Origin of the sequence: Shewanella sp. MEBiC00475 (assembly GCF_005234075.1) — a bacterium.
GTDB lineage: Bacteria > Pseudomonadota > Gammaproteobacteria > Enterobacterales > Shewanellaceae > Shewanella > Shewanella polaris.
Genome location: NZ_CP039928.1, coordinates 1,671,931 through 1,687,159, shown reverse-complemented (window position 1 = coordinate 1,687,159; position 15,229 = coordinate 1,671,931). Strand labels below are relative to the sequence as shown.

The 15,229-nt window shown below is 43.0% G+C and carries 11 protein-coding genes; 2 read left to right on the top strand and 9 right to left on the bottom strand.

Features of this window, described 5'->3' with window-relative positions; all coding sequences use genetic code 11:
* Window positions 1–42 precede the first annotated feature (42 nt).
* The 8 genes from FCN25_RS07400 to hemC all read right to left on the bottom strand — a co-directional run bounded on the left by FCN25_RS07400 (window position 43) and on the right by hemC (window position 11,789).
* Window positions 43–279 carry a hypothetical protein gene (locus FCN25_RS07400; RefSeq protein ID WP_137223400.1) on the bottom strand — a complete coding sequence of 79 codons (237 nt, stop codon included), beginning with the start codon at window positions 277–279 and terminating at the stop codon, window positions 43–45.
* Window positions 280–332: 53 nt separating this feature from the next.
* Window positions 333–1,022 carry a hypothetical protein gene (locus FCN25_RS07395; protein WP_137223398.1) on the bottom strand — a complete coding sequence of 230 codons (690 nt, stop codon included), beginning with the start codon at window positions 1,020–1,022 and terminating at the stop codon, window positions 333–335.
* On the bottom strand, window positions 1,019–2,773 hold the full coding sequence (locus tag FCN25_RS07390) for a hypothetical protein (protein ID WP_137223396.1): 1,755 nt from the start codon (window positions 2,771–2,773) through the stop codon (window positions 1,019–1,021). The genes FCN25_RS07395 and FCN25_RS07390 overlap by 4 nt, the downstream gene beginning before the upstream one ends.
* A 41-nt stretch (window positions 2,774–2,814) precedes the next feature.
* Complete coding sequence (locus tag FCN25_RS07385; RefSeq protein WP_137223394.1) at window positions 2,815–7,251, bottom strand: S-layer family protein; 4,437 nt, start codon at window positions 7,249–7,251, stop codon at window positions 2,815–2,817.
* A gap of 367 nt (window positions 7,252–7,618) precedes the next feature.
* Window positions 7,619–8,788 (bottom strand): heme biosynthesis HemY N-terminal domain-containing protein, encoded by a 1,170-nt coding sequence (locus FCN25_RS07380; protein WP_137223392.1) that lies wholly within the window; start codon window positions 8,786–8,788, stop codon window positions 7,619–7,621.
* Window positions 8,785–10,029, bottom strand: coding sequence for a uroporphyrinogen-III C-methyltransferase (locus FCN25_RS07375; RefSeq protein ID WP_137223389.1), 1,245 nt, complete (start codon window positions 10,027–10,029; stop codon window positions 8,785–8,787). The genes FCN25_RS07380 and FCN25_RS07375 overlap by 4 nt, the downstream gene beginning before the upstream one ends.
* Before the next feature lie 85 nt (window positions 10,030–10,114).
* Window positions 10,115–10,834 carry a uroporphyrinogen-III synthase gene (locus FCN25_RS07370; protein WP_137223387.1) on the bottom strand — a complete coding sequence of 240 codons (720 nt, stop codon included), beginning with the start codon at window positions 10,832–10,834 and terminating at the stop codon, window positions 10,115–10,117.
* A 25-nt stretch (window positions 10,835–10,859) separates the two neighbouring features.
* Window positions 10,860–11,789 carry a hydroxymethylbilane synthase gene (gene hemC, locus FCN25_RS07365; RefSeq protein ID WP_137223385.1) on the bottom strand — a complete coding sequence of 310 codons (930 nt, stop codon included), beginning with the start codon at window positions 11,787–11,789 and terminating at the stop codon, window positions 10,860–10,862.
* Window positions 11,790–12,074: 285 nt separating this feature from the next.
* On the opposite strand from hemC, the gene FCN25_RS07360 reads away from it, so the two are divergent.
* Entirely contained in the window at window positions 12,075–14,534 is a 2,460-nt protein-coding gene (locus FCN25_RS07360; RefSeq protein WP_137223383.1) for a class I adenylate cyclase, read from the top strand.
* 79 nt (window positions 14,535–14,613) lie between these two features.
* On the opposite strand, the gene cyaY is transcribed toward FCN25_RS07360, so the two are convergent.
* Window positions 14,614–14,949, bottom strand: a complete 336-nt coding sequence (gene cyaY / locus FCN25_RS07355; protein WP_137223381.1) for an iron donor protein CyaY — start codon at window positions 14,947–14,949, stop codon at window positions 14,614–14,616.
* A 79-nt stretch (window positions 14,950–15,028) separates the two neighbouring features.
* Here cyaY and FCN25_RS07350 point away from each other — a divergent pair, with 79 nt between their 5' ends.
* On the top strand, window positions 15,029–15,211 hold the full coding sequence (locus FCN25_RS07350; RefSeq protein WP_254693735.1) for a lipoprotein: 183 nt from the start codon (window positions 15,029–15,031) through the stop codon (window positions 15,209–15,211).
* The last annotated feature ends 18 nt before the right edge of the window (window positions 15,212–15,229 follow it).

The following is a 15,229-nucleotide window of genomic DNA, read 5'->3' as shown; positions in this document are numbered from 1 at the left end:
AGTTACCGGCGGTGGCATCGAGCTCTTCAGCATCATCAGCAGTTAACGGATTGCCGTTACTGTCAGTGCACTGGCGTCAACGGTGATTTCACCATCGACCAGGGCTGAGATATCGACGTTATCGACCGAGTAGCTGCCGTCAGCGTTAACAGCCACATCGTTAATTTCAATGGTGTTGCCATCGACATCGGTGAGGACTAAATCAACCGTGCCGCCTGTCGGAATATCTTGGCTGGTTCCGGTAATGTCAGCTTGATCATTAGCGTTATCGAGGACCAAATCAACGGTTAAGTTACCGGCGGTGGCATCGAGCTCTTCAGCATCATCAGCAGTTAACGGATTGCGTTACTGTCAGATGCACTGGCGTCAACGGTGATTTCACCATCGACCAGGGCTGAGATATCGACGTTATCGACCGAGTAGCTGCCGTCAGCGTTCACGGCCACATCATTAATTTCAATGGTGTTGCCATCGACATCGGTAAGGACTAAATCAACCGTGCCGCCTGTCGGAATATCTTGGCTGGTTCCGGTAATGTCAGCTTGATCATTAGCGTTATCGAGGACCAAATCAACGGTTAAGTTACCGGCGGTGGCATCGAGCTCTTCAGCATCATCAGCAGTTAACGGATTATTATTGGAATCGGTTGCCGTGGCGTCAACGGTGATTTCACCATCGACCAGGGCTGAGATATCGACGTTATCGACCGAGTAGCTGCCGTCAGCGTTCACGGCCACATCATTAATTTCAATGGTGTTGCCATCGACATCGGTGAGGACTAAATCAACCGTGCCGCCTGTCGGAATATCTTGGCTGGTTCCGGTAATGTCAGCTTGATCATTAGCGTTATCGAGGACCAAATCAACGGTTAAGTTACCGGCGGTGGCATCGAGCTCTTCAGCATCATCAGCAGTTAACGGATTGCCGTTACTGTCAGATGCACTGGCGTCAACGGTGATTTCACCATCGACCAGGGCTGAGATATCGACGTTATCGACCGAGTAGCTGCCGTCAGCGTTCACGCCACATCGTTAATTTCAATGGTGTTGCCATCGACATCGGTGAGGACTAAATCAACCGTGCCGCCTGTCGGAATATCTTGGCTGGTTCCGGTAATGTCAGCTTGATCATTAGCGTTATCGAGGACCAAATCAACGGTTAAGTTACCGGCGGTGGCATCGAGCTCTTCAGCATCATCAGCAGTTAACGGATTATTATTGGAATCGGTTGCCGTGGCGTCAACGGTGATTTCACCATCGACCAGGGCTGAGATATCGACGTTATCGACCGAGTAGCTGCCGTCAGCGTTCACGGCCACATCATTAATTTCAATGGTGTTGCCATCGACATCGGTGAGGACTAAATCAACCGTGCCGCCTGTCGGAATATCTTGGCTGGTTCCGGTAATGTCAGCTTGATCATTAGCGTTATCGAGGACCAAATCAACGGTTAAGTTACCGGCGGTGGCATCGAGCTCTTCAGCATCATCAGCAGTTAACGGATTGCCGTTACTGTCAGATGCACTGGCGTCAACGGTGATTTCACCATCGACCAGGGCTGAGATATCGACGTTATCGACCGAGTAGCTGCCGTCAGCGTTAACAGCCACATCGTTAATTTCAATGGTGTTGCCATCGACATCGGTGAGGACTAAATCAACCGTGCCGCCTGTCGGAATATCTTGGCTGGTTCCGGTAATGTCAGCTTGATCATTGGCGTTATCGAGGACCAAATCAACGGTTAAGTTACCGGCGGTGGCATCGAGCTCTTCAGCATCATCAGCAGTTAACGGATTGCCGTTACTGTCAGATGCACTGGCGTCAACGGTGATTTCACCATCGACCAGGGCTGAGATATCGACGTTATCGACCGAGTAGCTGCCGTCAGCGTTCACGGCCACATCGTTAATTTCAATGGTGTTGCCATCGACATCGGTAAGGACTAAATCAACCGTGCCGCCTGTCGGAATATCTTGGCTGGTTCCGGTAATGTCAGCTTGATCATTGGCGTTATCGAGGACCAAATCAACGGTTAAGTTACCGGCGGTGGCATCGAGCTCTTCAGCATCATCAGCAGTTAACGGATTGCCGTTACTGTCAGATGCACTGGCGTCAACGGTGATTTCACCATCGACCAGGGCTGAGATATCGACGTTATCGACCGAGTAGCTGCCGTCAGCGTTCACGGCCACATCATTAATTTCAATGGTGTTGCCATCGACATCGGTGAGGACTAAATCAACCGTGCCGCCTGTCGGAATATCTTGGCTGGTTCCGGTAATGTCAGCTTGATCATTAGCGTTATCGAGGACCAAATCAACGGTTAAGTTACCGGCGGTGGCATCGAGCTCTTCAGCATCATCAGCAGTTAACGGATTATTATTGGAATCGGTTGCCGTGGCGTCAACGGTGATTTCACCATCGACCAGGGCTGAGATATCGACGTTATCGACCGAGTAGCTGCCGTCAGCGTTCACGGCCACATCATTAATTTCAATGGTGTTGCCATCGACATCGGTGAGGACTAAATCAACCGTGCCGCCTGTCGGAATATCTTGGCTGGTTCCGGTAATGTCAGCTTGATCATTAGCGTTATCGAGGACCAAATCAACGGTTAAGTTACCGGCGGTGGCATCGAGCTCTTCAGCATCATCAGCAGTTAACGGATTATTATTGGAATCGGTTGCCGTGGCATCAACGGTGATTTCACCATCGACCAGGGCTGAGATATCGACGTTATCGACCGAGTAGCTGCCGTCAGCGTTCACGGCCACATCGTTAATTTCAATGGTGTTGCCATCGACATCGGTGAGGACTAAATCAACCGTGCCGCCGTCGGAATATCTTGGCTGGTTCCGGTAATGTCAGCTTGATCATTGGCGTTATCGAGGACCAAATCAACGGTTAAGTTACCGGCGGTGGCATCGAGCTCTTCAGCATCATCAGCGGTTAACGGATTATTATTGGAATCGGTTGCCGTGGCGTCAACGGTGATTTCACCATCGACCAGGGCTGAGATATCGACGTTATCGACCGAGTAGCTGCCGTCAGCGTTCACGGCCACATCGTTAATTTCAATGGTGTTGCCATCGACATCGGTGAGGACTAAATCAACCGTGCCGCCTGTCGGAATATCTTGGCTGGTTCCGGTAATGTCAGCTTGATCATTGGCGTTATCGAGGACCAAATCAACGGTTAAGTTACCGGCGGTGGCATCGAGCTCTTCAGCATCATCAGCAGTTAACGGATTATTATTGGAATCGGTTGCCGTGGCGTCAACGGTGATTTCACCATCGACCAGGGCTGAGATATCGACGTTATCGACCGAGTAGCTGCCGTCAGCGTTAACAGCCACATCGTTAATTTCAATGGTGTTGCCATCGACATCGGTGAGGACTAAATCAACCGTGCCGCCTGTCGGAATATCTTGGCTGGTTCCGGTAATGTCAGCTTGATCATTAGCGTTATCGAGGACCAAATCAACGGTTAAGTTACCGGCGGTGGCATCGAGCTCTTCAGCATCATCAGCAGTTAACGGATTGCCGTTACTGTCAGATGCACTGGCGTCAACGGTGATTTCACCATCGACCAGGGCTGAGATATCGACGTTATCGACCGAGTAGCTGCCGTCAGCGTTAACAGCCACATCGTTAATTTCAATGGTGTTGCCATCGACATCGGTGAGGACTAAATCAACCGTGCCGCCTGTCGGAATATCTTGGCTGGTTCCGGTAATGTCAGCTTGATCATTAGCGTTATCGAGGACCAAATCAACGGTTAAGTTACCGGCGGTGGCATCGAGCTCTTCAGCATCATCAGCAGTTAACGGATTATTATTGGAATCGGTTGCCGTGGCGTCAACGGTGATTTCACCATCGACCAGGGCTGAGATATCGACGTTATCGACCGAGTAGCTGCCGTCAGCGTTCACGGCCACATCATTAATTTCAATGGTGTTGCCATCGACATCGGTGAGGACTAAATCAACCGTGCCGCCTGTCGGAATATCTTGGCTGGTTCCGGTAATGTCAGCTTGATCATTAGCGTTATCGAGGACCAAATCAACGGTTAAGTTACCGGCGGTGGCATCGAGCTCTTCAGCATCATCAGCAGTTAACGGATTGCCGTTACTGTCAGATGCACTGGCGTCAACGGTGATTTCACCATCGACCAGGGCTGAGATATCGACGTTATCGACCGAGTAGCTGCCGTCAGCGTTAACAGCCACATCGTTAATTTCAATGGTGTTGCCATCGACATCGGTGAGGACTAAATCAACCGTGCCGCCTGTCGGAATATCTTGGCTGGTTCCGGTAATGTCAGCTTGATCATTGGCGTTATCGAGGACCAAATCAACGGTTAAGTTACCGGCGGTGGCATCGAGCTCTTCAGCATCATCAGCAGTTAACGGATTATTATTGGAATCGGTTGCCGTGGCGTCAACGGTGATTTCACCATCGACCAGGGCTGAGATATCGACGTTATCGACCGAGTAGCTGCCGTCAGCGTTCACGGCCACATCGTTAATTTCAATGGTGTTGCCATCGACATCGGTAAGGACTAAATCAACCGTGCCGCCTGTCGGAATATCTTGGCTGGTTCCGGTAATGTCAGCTTGATCATTAGCGTTATCGAGGACCAAATCCACGGTTAAGTTACCGGCGGTGGCATCTAAGTTATCGACATCAGTTCCATTCAGTGTGTTGCCGTTATTGTCGGTAGCTGTTGCTGAGACGGTGATATCGCCATCAACGAGGGTTGAAATGTCCACGCCTTCAATATTGTAGTTGCCGTCGGCATCAACGGTCACATTTGGCACTATGACTTGGTTGCCGTTCACGTCGATGAGCACTAAGGTGACTGTTGATCCAGGAGGCACATCAGTAGTGGTACCGCTGATAACGGCAGTTTCGCTGCTATTATTTAAAACAAGATCTACTGTGATGTTACCGGCGGTCGCATCCACAACACCGTTATCTGTATCTGTTGCTGTGTTACCTGCAGGATCTGTGACTTCAGCTATGACGGTATAGTCACCCTCAGATAATGGGTCAATTACATCGACTTCGTAAGTACCATCAGGATTTACTGTTGTTGTTATTGTTTGTTCATTACCTTCACTGTCAGTAATGGTTAACGTGATTGTGCTACCGACAGGGGAGTCTGTAGTCCCTGTAATGGTTGGCGTACTGTCGTTTGTTAGTGCTGGAGCATCAACTGTAATAACCGGTGGTGTGGTATCTAAAATCGCAGAATCAGTTCCCTCTGGAGAAGTATTTCCATTTGAATCGACTACTACCGCTACAACTTCAATTTCCTCACCTTCATTAGGAGCTGGTAAGTCAAGGTTAACACTACCTGTATCAATATCATCTTGAGTTAGTATTATTTCAATACCATTTACAATTAGAGTATCACCAGCTTGAGCGCCCGTATCATCTAAACCAATGGTTACATTAACTTCTGTTGCACCATCTTGTTCGTCATTACTAATAAGCCCATCATCATTAATATCTGTATTGATAATAACGGTTGGAGCTCCATCAGCTAATGGCGTGACTTCAATGGTTAACGTCGCAGTAATGCCAGTGTTGGTGGTATAGGTGATCACCGGAACTTGGCCGTTCCAGTTTTCATTAGGTGTGAAGGTATATGAACCATCTGCATTGAGGATTAACACACCATTTTCTAAGGCAACTTCAGAACCTGCATCATAGGTTTGGCCATCAACGTCAAAACTGACAACGCTTAAATCTGAATCAACATCAGTGTCATTATCTAACACATTGCCCGTGGCAACGGTGTCTTCAACAATGATGTTGCTGTCATTAACGAGTACAGAAGCATCATCGAGAGGCGTAACTTCAATGGTTAGCGTCGCAGTAATGCCAGTATTGGTGGTATAGGTAATGACCGGTACCTGGCCGTTCCAGTTTTCATCAGGTGTGAAGGTGTATGAACCATCCGCATTAAGGATTAACACACCATTTTCTAAGGCAACTTCAGAACCTGCATCATAGGTTTGGCCGTCAACGTCAAAGCTGACAACGCTTAAATCTGAATCAACATCAGTGTCATTATCTAACACATTGCCCGTGGCAACGGTGTCTTCAACAATGATGTTGCTGTCATTAACGAGTACAGAAGCATCATCGAGAGGTGTAACTTCAATGGTTAGCGTCGCAGTAATGCCAGTATTGGTGGTATAGGTAATGACCGGTACTTGGCCGTTCCAGTTTTCATCAGGTGTGAAGGTGTATGAACCATCCGCATTAAGGATTAACACACCATTTTCTAATGCAACTTCAGAACCCGCATCATAGGTTTGGCCGTCAACATCGAAGCTGACAACGCTTAAATCTGAATCAACATCAGTGTCGTTATCTAACACATTGCCCGTGGCAACGGTGTCTTCAACAATGATGTTGCTGTCATTAACGAGTACAGAAGCATCATCAAGAGGCGTAACTTCAATGGTTAGCGTCGCAGTAATGCCAGTATTGGTGGTATAGGTAATGACCGGTACTTGGCCGTTCCAGTTTTCATCGGGCGTGAAGGTGTATGAACCATCCGCATTAAGGATTAACACACCATTTTCTAAGGCAACTTCAGAACCCGCATCATAGGTTTGATCGTCAACGTCGAAGCTGACAACGCTTAAATCTGAATCAACATCACTGTCGTTATCTAACACATTGCCCGTGGCAACGGTGTCTTCAGCAATGATATTACTGTCGTTAACTAATACTGAAGGGGTATCATTTTCGCCAATACTTTCTTCTTGAATGACTGCTGTTTGGGTAGCAGTTTGTCCTGTTGTGTCATAGCCTGCATCAGCAAGAGTTTCGTCAGCATCTCTTGTAACTGCAACATAACCAGAATCACCTTGGCTAGCAGTTGGGGTACCAGCGGCGGTTTCAGGTAAGTCTTTTGTTGGGTCTTCTCCCGATGCGATGAGATCTTGCAAAGCTGTAATTTCATCTAATGCTTCTTGGTCTACGACTTGATCAATAGTCGCAATATCAGCTGTATTTATAACATCAGTAAGTGATTCGTCATCCGGCAAAACGTCACTATTAAAAATAGTACCGTCATCAAACGTAATAACGAAACCAAGATCACTGCTGACTATTGCACCTGCTAGTACAACCTCACCAATTTGAAGTTCTTGAATTTCATTGTTAACCGTTATTGAAACAGATCCTTCTGAAGCAGAAAGTATCCCATTTTTTGACGTTGTTATCGATCCCATTTGAAGCTCCCAACAGCTTTAATACACTTAAAAAAATAATACATTAATTTATATAATACTCATTTAACCAAACATTAGTATTAAGATTAAAATAAATTTCGAGACAGCCCAAAATCATAACATTTTTCAATAAAGTAGTCAATTTTTTGACGACACCCAGAAATAAGCTAACTCTATGAAAATATGATTTTTAATGAGGTAGTATTACAAGATTACATATGTGGTATACGTAGTTTTATTATAAATAGTTCATAATGTAACGTAATTGTTGTATCGGCATAGATTGTAAAAGATGAACAGCTAAAAGAAGAAAAAGCCTGCAAGATTGCAGGCTTTGAGCATATGCAGAAATAATACTATTTATTGTTTACATTATATTAGCTGCCTTACGGTAGCTTTGAGATGCTGCAGTGTTTTCACCTAATTGTTCCTGAACTTGTGCTAAAGCTAGCCATGATTGATTCGTTGGGGCTATGCGACATACATTTTGCCAATGAACTTTGGCTTTCTTGGCATCACGTTGTTGCATAGCCAGTTTGGCTAGACACATTTGATAGTCGGCATCATTTTCATGTGTGGTTTCTAATTTGGTTAGCAATTTACGCACTTCATGATCTTGTGCGTTAATTACATCCGGTATTGCCGAAAATAAAGCCGCCGATGGCGAAGCGATAAGTTGTTTACTAATGAGTTTTATTGCTTGTTCTTTATGATTATATAAAACCAGCCCATGAGCATAAGCCAATATCAATTCATCTTGTTTACGTTCCGATTTGCTTAACCAATGCCAACACTTATTTAACTCTGCTTCTGAAATTTTAGCTGCATTCAACATTAAAATGCTGTTTGTTTTAGTGCTTAATTGGTCGTACTGAGCTTCAGCTAATAATTGGCGCTTTTTCAACGTAGGTAACAGTAATTTCAATGCCTGCCAATCTTGTTGTTGCAGGTATAACTCTTGCGCCAGCTTTAGTACTGGGGCACTGCTTTTACTTGTTGGATTTAGTTTATTTAGTACTTCACGGGCCTTAGCCAGTTCACCTTGCTTTAATAAATAACGAGTACGCGAAGTATAAACTGCAGTTTTTGCTATAGGATTTTTCTCAGCTTGAGCTAAATAATGATCTCTAGCAGCAATGTTATCTTGATAATGCGCAGCTCTTGCCGCAGCAAATAGGTTTAACAATGGGATTTCACCTTTTTCAGCACCTTTTGCCATGGCTTTTTCTGCTGCAGGCCAATCTTCTTCAGCTAATGCTAAAGCGCCAATTAAGGTATGTTTTTTAGCTGCTTTTCTGCGCCACTGTTCAGGGAGGTATCGGCTACTGAGTACGATGTTTAACAACAACATGATTAGCCATTCGAGTAACTGCAGGGCAAAATAAAACACAATTAACCCGACAACTCCGGTCACCAAACTGGTTTCTATTTGATAATCACCAATGGCAATATACACATAACCGCTTTGGCCAATAATCATCGGGCTAAGGCATAAAGCCATTAAGACCAATAATACGTACACTAAGGTTTTAATCATTGTGCAAGCTCCTCAGTCGGCATGATTTCACCATAGGTGACTAATTGCTGCAATAAAGGTGAAGCTTGAAATTTATTAAGGGTAATTTTCTCAATATTAACCTTGGCAAGCTCATCTAAAGCTTCAATCGTTTGTTTAGTCTTGGCATCTGTTAAATCAAAATACTGTTGTAACCATTTGTCTGCTAGCGCAATAGACTGTTTGTAATTGACCTGATCAAATCGGTACAGAGCTAATTCTGCTTGTAGCAATTTGTTGCGGATATTTTCAACCAAATACCATTGTTGTTCTGGCGATAATAATGGTTCTAAATCAGTCGTCCGTTTGCGGATAGTAATGAAACCATCAGTTAGATCATGCCAAGTACGTGACAAGTTTTGTTGCCAATCGTCTATTGAATCCGTTACTGGCTGAGTATTTTTGTTTTCAGCAAAATGTTCATCAACACGATTTAACGGTAACGAAACTAAGTTATCAATAACGGTATCTAATTCGAAAATGGTATTGGTGATGTCGGTGGTTTTTAATGCCTTCACTTTGGTTATATCGTTAGCTAACGCTTTACGCAATCCGGTTAATGCCGGGTTTTTCATCGCACTGATACGCTCATCTGCAGATTGTAATAAACCAATTGCGGTTTGAGGGTCGTTCTCTAACCATAGTTTCCGGCCAGCCATGCGCACTAGGTATTCAGCTTCAGATGCCATCCAATGATTGGGGCTACGTTGGGCGATAACAGCAACACGTTCTTGTAATAGTTTATTGGATTGCTGTAACTGGGCTAATTTTGCATAAGCTTTAGTATCGTTTAACTGTTGTTGCTCTAATGTAGTAATACGTTTACTGGTTGCTATGGCAGTTTGTTGTAACTCGTTTTTTAGCGCTTTATTTTGTTTTACCTGCTCGGAGATATTTTGTCCTAACTGAGTTTGGCCATTGCTTTGTTGATCAAGCTGTAAATAAAGCCAATAACAACCACCAACAGCAATGATTGCCACAATTAAACTGAATAATACCCCAAGACGGATCCACCAAGAGCTAGGTTTGGCTTTTCGTCGACGATTAGAAGCATTTTCAGAGGAATTTGACTGATCGTTATTCGTTTTGTTGCCAGCAGATTGTTGGTTGGTCGCATTGCCTTTTTTAGCCTGAGTTGGCTTTTCAACTGGGCTTGGCGTAGGAGAAATGACTTTTTCGTCCTGATGTACTGGCGAATTTGAATCTTTTTTATTGTTTTCCATGAACAGTCCTTGAAAGCAAAAATACAACCAATAAAAGCAATATTAATAAATGCGTGTCGATGCAATATAACAATACAATAACAAATTATAGCGCAAGACTCGTTAGTATCGCTTGAGTATTTGCTCCATTTGCATTGGTAATATGGCTCAACCCTATTGCTTTTGCTTGTAATTCGACGCGATTACTGGGGACTATGATATGACATGCGCGTAACCATGCAAATGATTCTTTTGGTACAAGGTCAACTAAATTGGATAATATTTCGCCGCTGGTAACGACAATGGTATCAATACCGAAGGTTTGCCATTGCTGACAAATATCGTGACTATCTAATGCTGGCGTGGTGCGTTGATATACTTGCCAATAATTAACTTGTGCGCCTCGCTCGGTTAATTGCTCTGCTAAGGTTTCCCTACCACCGACTCCACGGATAATAATAAAAGTTTGTTTATCGACGTCTTGTAATTGAGGAAGTGACAATAAGCCTTCACTGTCTTGACTGATTTCGGGCGAAGTAAAAGCGTTAATTTGATATTGAGCTAAGTTGTCGGCTGTTGCCTGACCTACAGCAAAATAACGGCAATGAGTAGGAAATCGTTGTTGCAGTATTTGCGCAGCAAAATCCACCGCATTGGTACTAATAAACAGTAAGTTGTCGGTGTTGTTTAAACTGTTTGGGTCGAGTTGTTCAGTGGTTGCAACAACGGTTAATAGCGGAGTAACAAGATAAGCAACGTCTCTAAATGAGAGTTGCTCTTCCATTGCTTGATTGCGCCCTTGTGGGCGCGTTAGCAAGACTTTCATGGCTTGTTAGCTTAATGACAAAAAATTAACTGGCATACACAGCATCTAAAATAGTTTTAGCGCCGCGACTGAGTAAATCTTCAGCAAGAGACTCACCAAGTGCAACAGCGTCGGTTTTTGAACCCGATACTGTACCACTGATAATTTGGCTGCCATCTGGGTTACCCACTAGTCCACGTAGGGTTAAGTTGTCACCGTTAATTTCAGCAAAAGCCCCAATAGGGACTTGGCATCCGCCTTCAAGGCGGGTATTCATTGCTCTTTCAGCAAGGACTCTGTAACGAGTTTCTAAATGTTCAAGTGGTGCTAATAATGCTTTAACGCGTTCATCATCTGTGCGGCATTCAATACCGACAGCACCTTGGCCATTTGCTGGTAATGATTCTTCAGCAGAGATAAAACCTGCAATACGTTCATTAAGTTTTAAGCGAATTAATCCCGCAGCAGCTAGAATAATTGCATCATAGTCACCACCATCTAGCTTGGCTAAACGAGTACCGACATTGCCGCGTAAATCTTTGATAATTAAATCTGGGCGAGCAGCTCTAATTTGGCACTGACGACGTAAACTTGATGTACCTACTACAGCGCCTTGAGGCAATTCGCTGATAGATTTATAGCTGTTTGATACAAAAGCATCACGTGGATCTTCGCGTTCACAAATAACCTGTAAACCTAATCCTTCAGGAAAATCAACTGGTACGTCTTTCATTGAATGCACCGCAATATCGGCACGATTTTCAAGAATAGCCACTTCAAGTTCTTTGACAAACAAGCCTTTACCACCAACTTTTGCCAAAGGAGTATCTAAAATCACATCACCTTTGGTGCTCATTGGTAATAGCTCAACGGTCAACCCTGGATGAATTTTTTCAAGCTCGGCTTTAACAAATTCAGCTTGCCACATTGCAAGTGGGCTTTTACGTGTTGCGATACGAATTACATTTTCAGACATAAGTAGTAGATCCAAGTCAGATAGCCTTATTAAGTTAATGCTATCACCGCTTAAGCTTTGATGTAACAAGCCGATGTTAATTGTTTGAAGTCTGTATGCCTTATTTTAGATTGATATTGTTGATTTACGGCTGGCGAAATTAAAAATTGATGATACGATGGTCACAATTTTTTATAAAGTGTGATCTAGATTGGAAAAAATGTCATTTAACGCTAATATTTAATAAATTTTTTATAATACTTATCAGCAAGTATTTGTTGTAGTTAAGAGCAAAGGAAGTGAGTCTTGACCGATAAAACGGTAAATTATCAACAGGATTTAGCTAAAAAATTAAATAGCATTCGATTAGCGAGAACGCTTGATGTGCTGCCTGATTTACAGCAACAGTTATTCCACGTTATTCCTTTTTTGATTCATTATAATCAGATAGATGTGCCTGGAATTATCGATCCTAGTACGCCTTGTGGTATCCACGGTTTTACCTTATCAAATGCGGTAATTTCAGCTTGTAATGCTTTGTCTGTACCTATTCCAGAAGCTATTCAATCAAATGCTGCTGCTTTCGAAGGCGTATATGCTATGGGAAGTACCGCCAGTTTTGGACAAAACTCTCAAAGTGATATCGATATCTGGCAGGTTTATAACAGTAACCTCACTCAAGCGCAGCTTAAGTTAATTGAATATAAAAATAAGCTTATCAGTGATTGGTTTGCAGGTTTTGAATTTGAAGTGAATATTTATCTTGTGCATCCGATGCAGTTTAGAGAGTGCAGCACATTTGATAATTGCCAACCAGTAGGATTAGAAAATAGTGGTAGTAGCCAACATTGGTTATTGTTAGAAGAGTTTTATCGTACCCATATTAGGTTGGCAGGCAAAGTGGTTGCTTGGTGGCCTAGCGCTGACAGTCAAGTTACTGAGACTAATGCCAACTTACTTTATCTTGGTGATGTTAACTCTCTGCCCGCAACTGAATATTTTGGTGCTTCATTATGGCAACTTTATAAGGGGCTAAATAAACCTCATAAAGCCTTGTTAAAAGTCTTGTTGCTAGAAGTGTATGCGTCAGAATATCCCAACACCACGCTAATAACCCAACAAATTTGGCAGCATTGTGAGCAGCAAAATTTTAGTGTTGATAACGATGCTTATTTATTGCTTTTTAAACGTATTGAAACTTACCTAATTGCTCAGGGAGATGATAATCGCTTAGAAATTATCAGACGTTGTTTTTACTTAAAGTCTGGAGTTAAGTTATCGTGTTTATCATCTCAAAATTCGACAGACTGGCGGATTGAAAAAATAAAAAGCCTGGTTAAACAATGGGAATGGAGCCATGAGCTCATTTCAATACTGGACAATAATGCTAATTGGCATGCAGGTCAGTTGAAATGGTTCAACCAACAACTCTGTGAATTGTTGCTGGTTAGCTACAAAAATTTATTAAAATTTGCCTCTAAACAAACCCTAAGTGACCGTATGCGGGTTGAAGAATTAGGTTTGTTGGCACGTAAATTACACACTTATTTTAGCGATGATGACCATTTATTACAGCCTCTTAATCGGTTATGGAGTTTATCAACCGCTGAAAAATCACTAACGATCCGCCATTGCATAAAGACATCACGATTTTATTTATATCGCCAAGCTTATAACAAGATGGAGCGGTTTGACGCTGATAGTCGTCATCAACAAAATGCGTTTGATAATCATGCTATACATGACGCTGAAAATATATGTAGCCTAGTTGCGTGGGCGGTAATGAATGGAGTCGCCACGGCAGAAACTGTTTGGTCTCAAATAGGAGCCAGTCAAAAGCGGGCAAACAAACTAGGCTACCTTGCACGTAAATTGATTCCTATCATGCACCACGTACCTACTGTGTCTAAACGTGATTTATGTGAACCATGGTGTTATCAAAAAATTGTGTTAATAGCGAACATGGATGGTGATCCTACAGCTCAATGGCATGGCGAAGAATTGATACTAGATTATGTTAATACCAATATTTTATCGCTAGGCAAAGCTAAGTTAAGTATGTTGTCATCGGTTGCAATTGTGAGTTTAAACAGTTGGGGCGAATGGCAAAGCCATCGTTTTCATGGCAGTACGGCATTATTAGAAGCGATTTCATTTATCATTCTGGGTTTAAAGCGTTCAAATGCACAAGTTGATTTATCAATTATTAGTTGCTCAGCCAAATTAAAACAGCAGATATTCAATCAGCTTAAAACCCTACTGTTACGTTGTTATGGGTTAATGAAAAAGGTCAATCAGACAAATACATTGATGCACCCCATAAGAATAGGTAATCAGCAATATAATATGTATTTTAATTCTTTAGGGATGATGTATCGTAAAAATGATTCTACGACCCTTAACAAGAGCCATGAAGCTTACATGTTACCGCAGCCTAATTTAGCCGAGGATCCTTATTCGAGTGCACCTTCGGTGATACAGCAATTTATTGCAAAAGGGGCGAAACAGTATTTTTTACAAGAACAAAATCAAAAGCTTGATGTATTTGTTGCCGATGAACATAACCAGCTGGAGCACTTACAATACTTAGACACCAACATCAATGAAGTTGTTGCCAAAGAAAGTCATTTATATGTATTTGACGCAAAAAAACAATCAACTCCCATTTTTAATATGCCGCAGTTTTTTCAACTGGTACACATAGACGGAGTGTTAACGGTAATACCTTTTGGTTTGTCTGTAGACGAGATGGGCTCAGAATTTTAAGCCCAATCTCAATCATCATCTCAATGGCTATATCAACCACTGTAATAAATCACTATCACAAACTAACTCATAACGACTTTTATGCGTTTATCTCGAGCATAATTTCGCTTTGTTTGTAGATAGCATCAATCACAAAAGGCATAAACTCTAATCCATTGCGGGTATCTAACCATTTGCTATCATTGTAATTAAAGTGATAGCCACCTGATTTTGTCGCTAACCAAATTTCATGCAAAGGCTCTTGCTTATTGATGACGATTTGCGAACCATCTTCAAAAGACAGCTGTAAAACATTGCCACTAGCATTGATATCGACATCAGCATCTTGCTCGTCAATCGCTTTTTCTACCGCGTTCTCTATCTCGCCAAACATTTCATCGGCTAATCGATGAAACTCAGTATCTGTAATAGTCATGTATTTCTATCCTTTGCTTTCTGCGTTATGAATGCGATTATAAGACCATTATTCATTAGATGCACAGATGTTGAGAAAAATGAGACTGCTTTTATTTATTATGCTTGCTAGCCTAGTCGTAACCGCATGTGGTCAAAAAGGGGTTTTATATAAATCCCCAGAGCCTGTGGTCAATAAAGTCGCCCCCCAACCTGCCAGCACTGATGTGCCGAAGCAAACTGAGGCGTTCGACTCTCAACCGTCAATTTCACAACAAGAATAGCATTTATAAGGGACCGCA

Coding starts and splice junctions, on each gene's coding strand:
- hemC (WP_137223385.1), bottom strand. CDS start 11,789: ATGTCTGAAAATGTAATTCGTATCGCAACACGTAAAAGCCCACTTGCA.
- FCN25_RS07375 (WP_137223389.1), bottom strand. CDS start 10,029: ATGGAAAACAATAAAAAAGATTCAAATTCGCCAGTACATCAGGACGAA.
- cyaY (WP_137223381.1), bottom strand. CDS start 14,949: ATGACTATTACAGATACTGAGTTTCATCGATTAGCCGATGAAATGTTT.
- FCN25_RS07350 (WP_254693735.1), top strand. CDS start 15,029: ATGAGACTGCTTTTATTTATTATGCTTGCTAGCCTAGTCGTAACCGCA.
- FCN25_RS07370 (WP_137223387.1), bottom strand. CDS start 10,834: ATGAAAGTCTTGCTAACGCGCCCACAAGGGCGCAATCAAGCAATGGAA.
- FCN25_RS07380 (WP_137223392.1), bottom strand. CDS start 8,788: ATGATTAAAACCTTAGTGTACGTATTATTGGTCTTAATGGCTTTATGC.
- FCN25_RS07385 (WP_137223394.1), bottom strand. CDS start 7,251: ATGGGATCGATAACAACGTCAAAAAATGGGATACTTTCTGCTTCAGAA.